The organism is Micromonospora zamorensis (assembly GCF_900090275.1).
Taxonomy (GTDB): domain Bacteria; phylum Actinomycetota; class Actinomycetes; order Mycobacteriales; family Micromonosporaceae; genus Micromonospora; species Micromonospora zamorensis.
The window spans coordinates 3,155,442-3,169,915 of record NZ_LT607755.1 but is presented as its reverse complement, the minus strand read 5'-3'; the positions used below and the strand labels follow the sequence as shown (position 1 = coordinate 3,169,915).

Annotated in this window: 12 protein-coding genes; all 12 read left to right on the top strand. The window is 73.5% G+C overall.

Annotated features, from left to right (window positions below):
- Positions 1-32: 32 nt before the first annotated feature.
- The 12 genes from GA0070619_RS13875 to GA0070619_RS13820 are packed head-to-tail and all read left to right on the top strand — an operon-like array spanning position 33 to position 14,465.
- Entirely contained in the window at positions 33-1,202 is a 1,170-nt protein-coding gene (locus tag GA0070619_RS13875) for a hypothetical protein (protein ID WP_088948445.1), read from the top strand.
- Positions 1,203-1,219: 17 nt separating this feature from the next.
- The gene (locus tag GA0070619_RS13870) at positions 1,220-1,648 is read left to right on the top strand and encodes a hypothetical protein (RefSeq protein ID WP_088948444.1); all 429 of its coding nucleotides are present in this window, start codon (positions 1,220-1,222) and stop codon (positions 1,646-1,648) included.
- Positions 1,649-1,694: 46 nt separating this feature from the next.
- Complete coding sequence (locus tag GA0070619_RS13865) at positions 1,695-1,949, top strand: hypothetical protein (protein WP_088948443.1); 255 nt, start codon at positions 1,695-1,697, stop codon at positions 1,947-1,949.
- A gap of 2 nt (positions 1,950-1,951) precedes the next feature.
- A complete protein-coding gene (locus GA0070619_RS13860) occupies positions 1,952-5,185 on the top strand; it encodes a hypothetical protein (protein ID WP_088948442.1) in 3,234 nt (1,077 codons plus the stop codon).
- The gene (locus GA0070619_RS13855; RefSeq protein WP_088948441.1) at positions 5,182-6,666 is read left to right on the top strand and encodes a type 2 periplasmic-binding domain-containing protein; all 1,485 of its coding nucleotides are present in this window, start codon (positions 5,182-5,184) and stop codon (positions 6,664-6,666) included. The genes GA0070619_RS13860 and GA0070619_RS13855 overlap by 4 nt, the downstream gene beginning before the upstream one ends.
- A gap of 2 nt (positions 6,667-6,668) precedes the next feature.
- A complete protein-coding gene (locus GA0070619_RS13850) occupies positions 6,669-7,169 on the top strand; it encodes a hypothetical protein (RefSeq protein ID WP_088948440.1) in 501 nt (166 codons plus the stop codon).
- Complete coding sequence (locus GA0070619_RS13845) at positions 7,169-7,816, top strand: hypothetical protein (protein WP_088948439.1); 648 nt, start codon at positions 7,169-7,171, stop codon at positions 7,814-7,816. Before GA0070619_RS13850 ends, GA0070619_RS13845 begins: the two co-directional genes overlap by 1 nt.
- Positions 7,813-9,840: a hypothetical protein gene (locus tag GA0070619_RS13840; RefSeq protein WP_088948438.1), complete on the top strand. Its 2,028-nt coding sequence runs from the start codon at positions 7,813-7,815 to the stop codon at positions 9,838-9,840. Before GA0070619_RS13845 ends, GA0070619_RS13840 begins: the two co-directional genes overlap by 4 nt.
- A 10-nt stretch (positions 9,841-9,850) precedes the next feature.
- Positions 9,851-10,174: a hypothetical protein gene (locus GA0070619_RS13835; protein ID WP_088948437.1), complete on the top strand. Its 324-nt coding sequence runs from the start codon at positions 9,851-9,853 to the stop codon at positions 10,172-10,174.
- A 1-nt stretch (position 10,175) separates the two neighbouring features.
- Positions 10,176-10,679, top strand: coding sequence for a GPW/gp25 family protein (locus GA0070619_RS13830; RefSeq protein ID WP_088948436.1), 504 nt, complete (start codon positions 10,176-10,178; stop codon positions 10,677-10,679).
- Positions 10,672-12,108 carry a baseplate J/gp47 family protein gene (locus GA0070619_RS13825; RefSeq protein ID WP_157743994.1) on the top strand — a complete coding sequence of 479 codons (1,437 nt, stop codon included), beginning with the start codon at positions 10,672-10,674 and terminating at the stop codon, positions 12,106-12,108. The genes GA0070619_RS13830 and GA0070619_RS13825 overlap by 8 nt, the downstream gene beginning before the upstream one ends.
- 11 nt (positions 12,109-12,119) lie before the next feature.
- Positions 12,120-14,465 carry a hypothetical protein gene (locus GA0070619_RS13820; RefSeq protein WP_088948434.1) on the top strand — a complete coding sequence of 782 codons (2,346 nt, stop codon included), beginning with the start codon at positions 12,120-12,122 and terminating at the stop codon, positions 14,463-14,465.
- Positions 14,466-14,474: the final 9 nt, after the last annotated feature.

Here is a 14,474-nt window from a genome sequence, read left to right as displayed (position 1 = left end):
GACCGCAACAGCAACTTCGTCCGGGAGGACCCGTGGCACCGACAGCAGCATTCCCGTTCATCGAGGTCCGGATCGTGCCGCCACCAGCGCCGCTGGCCCAGCGCTCACCGGGCGTCATCGCCGTGGTGGGTAAGGCGCCGGCCACGGCCGACGGCGGCTCGGCGCCGGCGAACACGCCGGTCCGGATCGAGACTCTCGACGACGCGGTCACCAACTTCGCCCGCCGGCAGGCCGGCAACGTGGTGCGCAACGCCCTCTACAACTCCCTGGAGCTGGCGTTCCTGCAGGACCCGCGTCCGGCCAAGGTGTACGGGGTCAAGGTCGCCGGCGACGACTACGCCGCCGCGCTCGGCGGTCTGGAGGCCGCCGACGACGTGACCATGGTGTCGCTGGCCAACGAGTCGGGCGTCGGCAACCCCGCCGGTGCGGGCGCGCCCACCGGGCTGCACGCGCTCAAGGCGCACGTGGAGACGATGTCCGCAGCCGGCCAGCGGCGGCTCGGGTTCGCCATGGTCAACCCGGCCACCGAGAAGGGCCCCACCTACGTCGCGGACATCACGACAGCCGCGAACCCGCTCAAGAGCAGCACCAGCCGGATGGTGATGATCGCCGCCCGGGGCGCGGACGGTGACGCGGCCACCGCCGCGATGGCCGCAGTGGCCGGGCTGCCGGTGCACCACAGCATCGTGCTGAAGAAGATCCGCGGGGTCGCCATCCCGGTGGCCAAGCAGTACAGCCCGGCTGAGATCAAGGGCCTGTCCGAGGCCAACCTCACGCCGATCATCGACCCGACGCTGATCACCGGGGAGAGCCTGCACTTCGCCGACGGGAGGCTGTTCACCTCCGACGCGAGCCTGCTGCACGTCGACCTGGTGCGCACCCTCGATGCGATCGAGTTCATGCTGCGCGCCGGCCTGATCGGGCTGGTCGGCGACGCGCGGATCACCAAGCCGGGCATGACGCTGCTGAAGACCCAGGTCGACGGCATCCTCGGCCCACTCAAGCGGCAGTCGGTGATCGACGACTACCGCATCGAGATCCCGGTGCTGGACATCCTCACCATCCCCGAGGTCGCGCGTACCGCCACCGACACCTCGATCGTCACCGCCGCCCGGGCCGACCGCACCGTTGACCTGGTGGTCACCGTCACGTACGGCCCGGCCGTGAGCCGCCTGCTGGTCACGCTCGTGGCCAAGTTCTGACCCGGAGGAACCAGACCATGGAGTGGAAGACCCGCCTCGCGGTGCAGTACACCAAGGGCACCGAGACGGTGCTGATCAGCCCCATCGACTCGTTCAGCCCATCCTTCTCGCTCAACGTCGAGGCCCTGCACTCGTGCGAGGTCACCCACCTGGGTGTCATCCACGCGCCGGTGTCGATGAACTTCACGATGACAGTCAAGGCGATCGGGGACGTCGCCGGCCGGCTCACCAAGCTGGCCCTCGACGGCGAACTGTTCGACATCGCGCTGCTGGAGCACACCGGCGACGACTGGGCGTTCTCGTCCTTCGTCCTGCGCGACTGCATGATCACCAGCGCCACGCCGACCACCGCCACCATCTCCGGCGCCCCGGCCGCGACCTTCAGCGGCTTCAGCCTGGCCGCCACCGTCGACCCGAAGACCGGCGACCAGTCCGTGCTGCCCTGACCGGGCAGGACGTGACAGCCCGCCAACGATCAACCGGAGGTAGCAGATGACGACCGGTGCTGGCCGTGCCGCCCGGGTCACCCGTACCGGGCTGGCCCTGGTGCACGCGGGTGAGTTGGTGCTGCCGGCGGCCGGCAGCGAGGCGGAGGCCGCGCAGGTGGCCGAGGACGACCGCGCTGTCATCGCGTACCACTTCCCGGTGGAGATCGAGGTGGTCGTGGCCGGCGGCGCGGTCGACGCCGACGCGCTCGCCGACCTCGCGCTGGCCCGCCTCGCCGACCACCTGGACGGGCAGGTCTGACGGTGGCCATCTCGGTGCACGTCCCGGTGCGGATCCGGCTGGACGCCCGGTCGGTGACCGAGCGGCCGGCGGCGGTGACCGACGCGCTCGGTGCGGCCCTGGCCCGCGCGCTGGAACGCTCCCGCCGCGAGGTGGTCGCGCCCCGCGGCGGCTACCTGGAGGTACGCCCCAATCCGCCGGAGTTCCGCTGGACCGGCGCGGGCGGTGAGCGGGTGTCCCCGGACGACCGGCGGGCCTTCGAGGCCCGGCTGCGCCGGCGCATCGACGAGGTGATCACGGCGGCGCGGCTGGATCCGGGGCTTCCGGCCGGGGTGGCCGCGCCGCTGAGCCGACCGGCAGCCGAGGTGTTCGACCCGCAGCGGATGCGTCACCTGCTGGCCGTCTACCGGGTGCCGTCCTACGACGACGGTGGCGGCGCCGCCGAGGTGCCGGTGGACGGCGACGAGCCGCCCTCGGTGACCTACCAGTGGCTGCTACGGCCGGTCACGTACCTGGCCAGCCACTTCGCCGAGCTGGGCCGTGAGGCGGTACGTCAGCACGGCGGTCTGCCGTCGGGCACGCCGCAGGGTGTGATCGCCCGGGTGGTCGGCTCGGACGGTCGCCCGGTCTGGGTCGTCATGGTGAACACCACCCCGTGGTCGGTCCTCACGTTCGAGCGGTTCGGCGAGACGGTGTTCCGGGCCGCTCCGCAGCCGCACTTCGAGGTGGAGGAGCGGGTGCCCAGCCCGCAGCCCGGCACTGTGCAGCGGCGGCTGGTCGCCGACCGGAGCGCCCTGGTCGCGATGGTGGACGAGGAGCTCAGCGCCGACATCCGGCAGCGGTTGCGCACCGCCCAGCCGCGCGGCGAGACCACCAGTGTGGACGAGTACCAGGCGCAGATCGAGCGGGCCGTCGACGCCGAGGTGACCCGGCGGGTCGACGCGATCCTCGCCTCGGTGGGCGGCGCGGTGCCGACCTGCCTCGTGGTGATCAGCATCGGTGGCGTCTCGCTGCTGCTGGTGGGCACCGAGGAGACCGACAAGACGCTGCACTGGACCGGCACCGCCAACCTCCTGCCGATCAGTGCCGAGCAGCGACCGGCGGCGCCACCGGATCCGAACGCACCCCCCGGTGGCGGCATCGGCGACGGCACCGGTTCGGGGACGGGTACCGGTAGCGGCTCCGGCGTGGGCGGCGCAACGGGCGCGGGCGGTGGCACCGGCGCCGGAACCGGCAGTGGCCCGGGCGATCCCACCGGCAGCGGCACCGGGCCGGGCGGCGGTGGCACTGGTGGGGACGGCAGCGGCGGGGCTCGCCGGGGCGGGTTCGTCTTCGACCCGAGCAGCCCCAGCGCCCCGCCCGGCGCCGAGGGTCGACGGTTTCCGGCCGTCACCGGCGAACACTCCGAGATGCGGGCCTGCGCCCCGTTCCACGGCGAACCGGAGCTGGCCGCGCTCGGCCCGGACGGCGACGAGCTGCGCCGACTGATGGACGACATCGCGTTCCGGCTCCAGATGGGCGAGGCCTGCCGCTACCCGGCGAACTTCTGCCTCCAGGCCGCCGCCATGCTGCGCGGCCGGGCCGCGGCGATCAGCCTGCTGGTCGGCGCCTCGGAGCGCGAGGCGTTCACCCGACCCGTGCCGCAGGGTTCCGGAGGGCTCGGCCCGCTGGACTTCCGGCCGGTCGCCTCGCCCGCCGTGCAGTTCCTGCGCCACCTGGCCGGGGTCGTGCCCCGCCTGGATCACCTCGCCCAACTGGTGATGCGCCGCTACAGCCAGCCCGAGCACTTCGCCCGCGTCCAGGGCGGCTGGATCGACACGTCCGCGTCCTGGAACCTGCACTTCGTCCAGGCGCTCAGCGGCGCGATCAAGGACGCCGTCGGGCAGCTCTTCGTCGTCGGCAGCCAGGCGATGCTCGTGCAACTGCTGCTCAGCTCGCGGACTGGCATCGAGGCGCGGATCACCCACTTCGACCAGTACGCGCCGATCTTCGAGCGGTTGATCGTGTCCCAGCTCACCGACTACGCCGAACTTCAGGGCCTGCGCGAGCGGCTGCGCCGCCACGAGGCCGCCCGGTGGACGGCCGAACACACCGACGTCGGCGGCGGCACCCTCGCCACGGTGAGCATGGCCAACCCGTCCACCGCCTGGTACGGGGCCGCCCGCGCCATCTCCAGCGCGTTCCTCGCCACCGAGGCCGCGCTGAGCAGCCCCGGCGCGGCCGGCGAGATCGTCGAACGTGACAGCACCACCCGGATCCGCGACTCGCACGCGGTGCTCTGGACCCTCGCCGAGATCGAGCAGGCGCTGGTCATCCAACGCGGCGAGGCCGAGGGCATCGACCCGCTGGTCAAGCAGATCACCGACCTGCCCGACGTGCTGGCCCGCTTCGCCGGCAACCGGTCGGCGATCCGCGACGAGCTGTGGCGGGTGCTGCAGGACATGCGGCGCAACAACACCGAGATGCTCGGCCGTGCCCGCACGGACGCCCGCTTCGCGTTCCGGTCCAGCCGGATCAGCGAGCACATCCCGTCGGCCACCATCCCCGGAGGACAGTTCGCGCTCCAGGGCATCCACCTGGTCACCCACCAGCAGATCGGCGAGTTCTTCGGCGGCAACCTCTACTACGCCACCGGCGTCGACAGCCTGTTCCACACCGAGCTGGGCCGGGAGGCGCTGAGCGCGTTCGGCGTCATGGTGGGGATCATCGCGCTGTCGCTGCTCTGCCCGCCGCTGGGCTTCGTGGTCGGGGTGGCCGTCGCCGCCGTCGACGTGGCACACGCACACCAGCGCGAGCGCCTCTACGGATCGATGCTCGACCCGGAGCTGGTGCTCACCCGCACCGAGGTCGAGGTCGAGCTGTTCGCCGCGTACCTCGGACTCGCGTTGTCGCTGATCCCGGAGGCCGGGACCATCGGCGGCGCGGCCGTGCGCGGAGGCCGGGTCGCCCTGCGCTTCGGTGTCCGCGCCGGGCTGCGCACCGCCCGAGGGTACGTGGTACGCCGGGTCACCCGGCAGATCATCGAAGCGGCATCCCGTGACCTGCTCCAGGGGTTCCTCACCGAGATCCTGCTCAACGAGGTGCTGGAACGGGTGGTGCAGAAGCTGATGGAGCCGGTGCTCGCGTACGTGGAGCGCGAGGCGATGCTCAGCGGCGCTGTCGGTGGCCCGGAGGGCGCCCGGTTCATCCTCATGGTGCTGGACTCACAGCCCGGTGGCGCCGCCGCGGGTCCGCGCGTCCCGGTGGTGCGGCCGTGACCGGGCCACGCCGGTTCCGTGCCGGCCGGTTCCTCGACGCCGCCGCCGTGCACGCCGCCGCCGACGCCAACCCACGACTGCAACGCTTCATGCGAACCATCGCCGCGCACAGCGAGGCCGGCGACGTGCGTTCCCGGCGGCTGCTGGAGCACCTCATCCGCCGGGTCGTCGACGACGTCGGCGACCTGCACCTGAACAACGCGCTCAACCGGCTGGAACGCATCGCCGTGCTGCGCGACAACATCGCCGCGATCCTCGACCACGTGCTGGAGGGCGGCACCCTGCCCGAGGGCGTGCGGCTGGAGACGCTCGGCGAGCGCTTCGACCAGCTCAACACCGAGATGCGCGAACTGAGCCGCCCGCGCGAGGGCATCGTCGGAGACGCGCCGCTGCGGCTGGCCGACGACGCAGCCCAGTACGCCGACTCGCTGCTGCGCGAGTTCGAGGTCGCCGGCGGTACCAGTGCGGCCGGCTGGCACGTCGAGCCCGCCGCAGTGGTCCAGGACGCGTTCCGGGCCATGCCGGCGGACCAGCAGGCCGCGTTGCGCCGCGCCGCCGAGCTGGAACCGCAGGCGCTGTGGCGAGCGGTGGCCGCCGAAACCGAGAGCGGCAGCCGGGCCGCCGTCACGGACCTGGAGACCCGGCTCGGCGGCCGGTTCACCCCCGACGACGTCGCCCGGCTGCGGACCGCAGTGGGTGAACTCGGGAAGGCCCGCTCCAAGGGCCTGCACATGAACGACGCCCGGCTCACCGAGGCTCTGGCCCGCATCGCCGACCCGGAGCTGCGCGCGGTGGTGGCCAGCGGCGACATCTGGCTCACCCAGCAGTTGGCCGTGCACAACCCGGAGGCCCTGGCGACCCTGTGGCGACGCTTCCGCGACCGGGGCGGCCGCGCCGACGACGGCCCCGGCTTCCGCGCCTACCTGCGCCACGACATGGTCACCTACGGCCGCGGCGTGCTCGGCGAGTACGGCGCCGCGTTCTCGCTGAGCAGCATCGAGCTGTTCCTCAAGGGCCCCGACGCCAACGTCAAGGTCGCCGGCACCGACCTGGTCGGCATCGGCCACGACGGGTGGGTGTGGCTGATCGACGACAAGTCGCACCGGGCCAGGAGTGTCAGCGGGGTCAGCGCGCTCACCGACAACCTCGTCATCAACCTGCGCCGCGACGCCTCCGACTTCCGCGACGCCATCGCCCGGCTGCAACGCGACGACCCCGGTTTCACCCCCGACCCGCGGATCCTCGACGCGATCTCCCGGATGGAGGACGCCGCAGCCGAGATCGACCGGATCAACCGGCGCGGCTCCGCGTCCACCCGGCCCGCGCGGATCAGCCGGGCACTGGAGGATCGCCGGCTGCGGCTGCGCGTCACCAGCGCCGCCGGCGAGGTCCGCGAGATCACCCAGGCGCTGCGCGACCTGGGCCTGGCCGTCGAAGCCACCGGTACGCCGGTGTCGCTGCCACCCATCGGAGGGCGCTGAGCATGGCCATCACCAGCAGCTTCATGCGGTACGGCACGGTGCCGTCGGCGATCATCAGCGACGGGGTGCTGCCGATCCCGCTCTGGGCCGTCACCGCCATCTCCCTCGCGCAGACCTACCACCTGCCGCCGATCGGCTCCCCCGCGCACAAGGCCATCGTGGCCACCCACGACGACACCATCACCCTGACCGGGGTCCTCGTCGGCGCGGAACGCTACGCCTGGAAGTTCGCCCTGGAGACGATGGCCGAGGCGAGCAAACGCGGCACCGCCCTCGCCGCGTACTCCGGGGGGAAGTTCGGCGGGCTGATCCTGGTCACCTCGATGACCATCCGCACCGACATGCAGGTGCAGTCGCTGACCTTCAACGCGTCCGCCGCCCGCCGCGACGTCCTGGACACCACCATCACCCTCGTCCACGTGCCCCGTCCCAGCCTGCTCGGCAAGCTGCTCGACGTGGCCAGCATCGGAGTCGGCGCGCTCGCCGACGGGTTGGGCAACTGATGCCACCGTTCCCGATCGACCGCTACCTCCTGCCGGAGACACCTGTCGAGGTGCCCGACGGGTTCACCGAGGTACGGCAGAGCCTCACCGCCGGCCTCCCGCACCGCGTCGAGCTGGGCGCCGGTGTCCACGCGGTGCTGATCCTGCCCACCGGCCTGGCCCGGCAGTGGCTGAACACCGACCCCCTCGCGGTGGTCAGCAGCTCCGCCGACGACCTGGCGCCCCGGCCCGCGCCCCCGGCCGTGCCCCCGCCACCGGCGCTGGTCGGCCGGGTGCCGCTGCGACTGGTGGTCCGTCAGGGCACCCGGATCCTCGGCTCGGTGCCGCTCGCGGCCGGTCTGCGCCGGGTGTGCCCCGACGCCGGCCCGGCGGTCGCCGCCGGGTCCACCCCGATCGCCGTCGAGGTGGTGGTGCTCGGCTGGCTGCTGCACGCCGGGACGGTACGCGGCTCCGGCGACTACGGCTCGTCCATCGCGCTGGCCTGGCGGCGCGCCGACCGCGCGGCGGACCAGTTCGGGCCGCCACCGATCAACGAGTTCGTCTGGCGTCGCCGCCCACCCGCCCAGCGCGTCGAATCCGAGCTGGGCCCCGGCCGGCTGCGCTACCGCTACCTGCTCGACAAGAAGCTGCGGAGGGTGCTGCGATGACGCTCACGCCGTTCCAGACCGGTCAGGTCCGCCAGGGCGCGGTCGGCAACGACGCCGGTTGGACCCTGACCTTCCACCGGGAGACCCCGACCGGGCTGAGCCAGGACGCGGCGCTCACGCTGTCCAGCGCCGACTACTACGCGGCCATCGACGCCGCGCTGCCCGACGGGCTGGGTCCCGGCGCGTACACGATCACCGTGCAGGGGCTGATCGACGAGCACTTCGCCCTGTTGCGCACCGTCGAGGGGCAACCACCGCTGGTGGCGAAACTGCACCTGTACTGGCGCGACGCCAACACCTCGGTCGGCGCGTTCTTCACCAACCTGGTCGGCGTCAACGCCGGGCCCACCCCGGCCGAGTTGACCCAGGCGCTGGTCGCCGTGCTGCGGGTGACGAAGGTGCGCCGGCTCACCGGCGAGCGGACGTACGACACCGAGCTGACCCTCGTCGAGCAGGCGTACGCCCGGCTCGGTCAGCGGGTCGCCGAGCGGTTCGAGGCGGCGAACTTCACCGCCGCGATCCGGGCCGTCGCCGAGCGGACCAGAGTGGACATCGCCACCTGGGGCGCGAACCCGGACGGCACGATGACCAGGGGCGCCACCGAGGCGGCCGGCGACGAGCGGGTCGCCTTCGGCGCCGGGCTGCTCCACCGTGCCGCGCTGGAGCGGATCGGTGGCGCGTTGCAGCAGTCGCTCAACGCGTACGGGCGGGGGATGCTGCTGATCCGGGACGGGACCGTGCACGTCGGCAAGCGGCCGATCCCCTACCCGGAGGGGGAGCCCAAGCCGCTCACCCTCGCCACCGGCCTGCTCGCCTGCACCGAGAACGGCAGCCAGGACACCGACCCGTACGCGGCCACCGAGGCCGGCGGCACCGCCGCGCCCCGCCGTCGGGCGTGGACACTGACCCTCAAGGGTCGCCCCGACCTGAAGCCCGGCGACCTGGTGCGCTTCGACCCGCCGGCGGTGGACGAGGCCACCACGCTGGGCAGCGTCGGAGCGGCACTGCTCGGCTCGTTCGCGGCCCCGTTCGCCCCGTCGACCGGGGAGTTGGGCGCTGGGGCGAAGCTGCTCTACCTCAGCGCGGCCCGGCACACCCTGTCGCGTACCGCCGGTTTCGTCACGGTCGTGCAGGGCGTCGAGGTCACCTCGGGCGCCCAGGCCTGGGACAGCTGGAGTGACGCCTCCGGCGTGGGCGCGGCCGAGCCGGCGGGCCCGGCGTCGTCGCCCGGGGTGGCCGCCGCCGAGGCGGTGCGGCGGGCGGCCCGCGCGGCCCGGGGCGAGACGCGTGGCCTGGAGATCGGCGAGGTACGCGCGGCGGCCACCAACGCCACCGGCGCGGTCGAACCGCCGGCGCAGACCGAGACGGTGTGGGAGGGGCTGGCCCGCCCGGACGGCCGCCCCAACGGCGCCCGCCGCCTGCCGGTCCGCCGGGGACAGCCCGCGCCGCTGCCCGGGGTGACCTACCTGACCCCGTTCGCCTGGGGTGGCTGCGGGCTCATCCTGCCCCGCTACCCGGGCACCCGGGTGGCGCTGGCCTACCGCAACGGCGCGCCGGACGACCCGGTGGAGGTGGGTGCGCTCTGGCCCACCGGGCACGCCCCGGTCTCCCAGCCGGGGGACTGGTGGCTGTCCCTGCCGGTCGGGGTGGCCACCAACAGTCGCTCGTCGGTCGGCGACACGGTGGTGCCGGCCGACCACGACGGCAAGGTGGCGCACGACCTCACCGACGGCGACGGCAACCGGGTCATCGAGCTGGGTGAGCTGACCGTGCGGGTGGGCCGGGCCCAGTTGCAGGGGCGCGGTCAGCGCCCGGCCCGCGCCGACGAGGCCGACAGCATCACCATCGAGCACGCCGCCGGCGGGTCGTCGATCGTGATGAAGCAGGACGGCTCCATCACCATCACCGCCACCCAGATCGACCTGGACGCGGGCAACGGCGCGGTGAACATCAGCGGCGGCACCGTCAACATCGCCGCCGACGACGTCGACGTCCAGGTCAGCAACGCGATGAACGTCCACTGAGGAGAGCGACATGGCTTTCGTGCTCACCACGTCGAGCGACGTGAACTGCCCCAGCCGGGGCGCGGTCACCCCGGCCGGGCAGGCGAAGCTGATCGTGGCCGGCGCCCAGGTGACCCGCCTCGACGGGATCACCGGCAAGTCGGTGACCGGCTGCACGATCACCGACAGCAGCTCCACCGTGCAATGCAAGACGGTGGTGTCGGCGACCGGCGCCGCCCAGAAGCTGCACGTCAACGGGGCCGGCGTGGCGCTGGCCACCCTCAGCGGCACCACCAACGGCTCCAGCCCCGGGCTGTCCGCCAGCGCCGGGCAGAGCAAGCTGAAGGCGGTCTGAGATGGACCGGACCGAGCGGGAACGGCAGGCCGCCCAGCGCCGCTACCTCGGCTGGGGTCTCGCCTTCGAACCCACCATGCCCGGCGTGGACCTGGCCCGCGACATCGTCTTCGACGACGGCCCGAACGGCCGGGTGCTGGCCCTCGTCGCCGGCACCGACAACGTGGCCCAGAGCCTCGCGGTGGCCCTGACCACCCTGCGTGGCTCGAACGTCTTCGACGCCACCTTCGGCTTCGACGGTCTCAACGCCCTCGCCGAGCAGATCGAGCCGAACCTGATCCGCGAGCAGGTGCGCATCGGCATCATCACGCTGCTCGACCGCGACCCCCGCGTCCGCAAGATCGTCGACGTGAACCTCGACGACGGTCGACTCGGCGCGAACGGCACCGACGACGCGGCGAAGGCCGCGCTGCGCGCGTCCCGCACCCTCCAGGTGCAGGTCCAGTTCGAAACCATCACCGACGACCGGCTCTCGGTGCATCTCGGGGAGCTGCCCAGTGTCTGATCCCACCCTCCCGGCCGAGCTGGCCGACGTCCTGGCCGTCGACGCCGCCGCACTTCGGGCCACCGGCTCGACCGGCTTCGGCATCGTCGAGAGCGGCTTCGTGCCGAAGTCCTTCGCCCGGTTGCTCGCCGAGAAGCTGGCCACCGCCCGGCTGCTCTTCGGCGACGACATCGACCTGACCAGCGGAGCGGTGCTCCGCAAGGTCCTGGAACTGGCCGCGCTGGAGGACGCCCGGCTGTGGGCGGCGCTCGGTGCCGTCTACGACAACTCGTACGTGGTGTCGGCGACCGCCGACGCGTTGACCCGCCTCGGCGAGGAACTCGGCATTCCCCGCCCGTACCTGCCGGCAAAGGGCACGGTGAAGCTGAAGCTGAAGGCCGCCCTGCCCACCGGGCGCACCCAGCTCACACTGCCCCGGGGCGCGCGGCTGTCCACACCCGGCGGGCACCACGTGGCACTGGACGAGACGGTGGTGCTCTCCGCCGCCGTGGGCGAACGGGTGCCGGCCGTCGCCGCGTTCTACCCCGGCCCGGCGCACAACCTCGACCCCGCGCAACCCAGTCAGAAGATCGACCGCTGGAACCGGGCCGACACCCTGCTGGCCGACCTGGACGACGCCGAGCAGGCCGCCGGCAAGGAACTGGTGGAGATCACCCACACCGTCGCGCTGACCGGGGGCGAACAGCAGGTCCCCGACGCGCGATACCGGCAGCTGCTGCTGGCCGCGCCCCGCTCCATCTGGACGGCCGAGGCGATCGGTCTGGCCGTGGCGACAGTGCCCGGCGTACGTCAGGTGCAGGTCTTCGACGGTCGGGGCGGGCTGGACCTCAACCAGTCCATCTTCGGCAACTTCAACTTCATCGAGCGGGTCTTCAGCACCGAACGCGACCTCGGCAACCCGTACTACGTCACGGTGCTGGTCGCGCCCACCGCCGCGGCCATCTGGGACGGCCCCGACGGGCTGCACGCCGCCGTCGAGTCGGTCATCGAGGACCTGCGCCCGGTGGGCATCTTCGCCTCCGTGGACCGTGCCGACGAGGTGGGCATAGGTGTCGAGGCCGATCTGGTGATCCGGGGCCTGCCCCTGCCCACCGGCTCGAAGGAGACGGTGAACGCGTCCACAGCGGCCACCGAGCTGCGGGCCCGCCTGCACGCCCGGTTGCGCCGCTACGTCGACGAGCTGCCCTTCGGTGAGCCGGTCCGCACCGCCGAGGTGATCTGGACGCTGATGAACGAGCCGGGCGTCGCGGACGTCCGCGCACTGCGGCTGGTCCGCTTCCCGGCCGACTCGGCGGTGGTGGTGACCGGCAGCGCGCCCACCGGCGACGGGGTGCAGCGCCTGCCGGTCGGCGACAACGCGGTGCTCGCCGCGAACCAGGTGCCCGTCTACGTCGACCGGGACGACCCCCGGCCGTTCCGGATCGTCTGAGCGGGGGACCGATGACCGACATCCGGGTACCCGTGGACGGCGCCGACCCGTCCGTCGAACGTAACCTCGTCGACCAGCTGGAAGGCCCGTACCCGGGCACCGTCCGGCGGGTGGTGGTGCCACTGGCCGGCACCGGCGCCGCCGTCGTGGACTGGACCAGCCGCCACCCGCTGCTCACCGTCGTGCTGCGCCGCGACCTAACCGAGGAGACCGTGCGGGTGACCGTCACTGTGGACCCGGGCGGCGCGGGCCAGCGGGTGCTGCCGCCGGTGGTCTTCGCGCCCTGGTCGGCCGCCGGGGCGTCGGTGCCGGCGTACGCCCCGGACACCGCCGACGAGCCGTTGGTCGCGTCGTTCCCCGTCGCCGTGACGGCCGAGCGGGCCGTCGACGGCGCCGCCGCCACGCCGGTCACCGGTGCCGCGCTCACCGGGCTGGTCGAGCTGGCCGTGCTGGAGGGCAACCTGGGCCGGCTGCTCTACCTGATGTCGTACGAGAAGCACCGGCTGCGCCGCGCGGCTCGGGAGGTGCACGCGTACCGGACCCTCGCGCACGCCCGGCGCGACGCGCTGGACCGGATCGGCGCGGACGTCGGGGTGGCCCGCTTCGTTGACGAGCTGGTGCACGAGCCGGCCTCCGGTGAGGTGTACGCCCGCCGGCTGGCCCCACCGGCCCGCGAGCCGGACGCCGCGTACGCCCACCGGCTCGGTCTCTACCGGCGGTTCCTGCTGCCCACCCCTGGTGCGGTGCGCCGGCTGCTCAACGGGCCCGGCACGGACACCGACCCGAACACCGGGCTCTTCGCCGACCTGCCCGGCGGGGCGCGGTTCACAGTGCGCGAGGACGACGACCGGTTCGCGGTGGCGATCCGTCTGGTGGCCGCCGGCGATCCGCAGCACCGCACGAACTTCCTCGCGCAACTGCGCCGCGACCGGCTGGTGCTGCCCGCGAACACCCCGCCGAACAACACAGTGCACGCCGGCCGGGCGCTGCCGGCCAGTCGGCTGGCCGAGGTCACCGCGCTGCGGGCCAGCCTGCGCCAGTCGTACGCCTTCGACAGCGCGCACGGCGTCGCACCGCCGCTGGCCGCCGCCCTGGACCGGGCCGGTCGGGTCTGCCGGGCGCTCGGCTCGTCCATCGTCTGGCAGGTGACCCGGGCCCAGGACGACGCCGGTGGCAGCCGCTACGAGCTGGGCCTCGGCGTCGACGTGAGCTGGCCGACCCCCGCGCAGGCCACCGACCTGCGCAACCGGGTGCTGGACACCGGTCGGGCGGTCACGGCCGACCGGACCGCCGAGGCGCTGATCGCCGCCGCCCGTGCGCAGGGCGTGCCGACTGTGGCAGCCGACGGGGAGCTGGCCTGGCTGTGGCGGGTGTGCGGGTTGCCGACGACGCACCGGGTCAGCACCACCAGGATGTATCTGTCGCACCTGCCCACCCGAGGGCTGGCGGTGACCGCGCCGCTGAGCGCCGCGGTCGGGGCCGACACGCCGGTCGAGGCGCAGTTCCACGCGCCGGGCGACCCGGGCGGCAACGCGCTGCTCCTCGCCGGTCTGGTCGCCGCCGCGTCGGCCTGGACCGGCGCGGGGGAGCCGGCGTGGACGCCGCTGACCGACGCGGCGGCCCGGACCCGGTGGGCGGCGGTGCCGACCCGGCCGGCCGGGCAGCCGGTGGACCAGGTGCTGGCCGCCGCCGGCCTTCCCGCGGTACGGGACCCGGCCCCGGTGGTCGCCGCGCTGAACCGCCTCCCCGACGAGCTGGTGGAGACCATCGAGCTGCCGGCCGCGTTGGCCAGCGCGCTGATCGCCGGCCAGCCGGCTGCCGGCGACCGGCTGGCCCGCCTGGTCGGGCTGCTGCGCGAGCAGCACCTCGCCGCCGCGCTGCCGCTGGTCGAGACGGGCAACCGGATCCTGCTGGTGTGCAGCGTGATCGGGCTGCCGCAGGCCGGGCTGAACCTGGCCGAGCGCCGGGCCACCGGGTTCCGCTGGTACACCGTGGGGCTCGGCGGCGGCACCGCGGAGATCAAGGCGGTCGGCGCGCGGACCGCGCTGCGGCCCACCCACGCCGGGTTGGTCGCCGTGGTGGCGCTCTCCTACGTGCGGACCGGTCGGACCGACCCGTACGAGTTCCGGGTGGAGCTGCCCGACGGGGTGACGTTGACCCTGGCGCAGTACGAGCGCCTGATGAACGCGCTGACCCGGGTCTGCCCGCTCGGCGTGGAGATCAACACGTTCGGCATCCGCCGCGACCACGTCGACCTCGACGCCGACGGCACCGCCGAGCCGCTGCGCCCGACGGTGGCCCGGACCTTCCGCACCTTCCAGCAGCGCCGGCACCGCGGCGTGTACGACCAGCTCTGAGAGGGACAC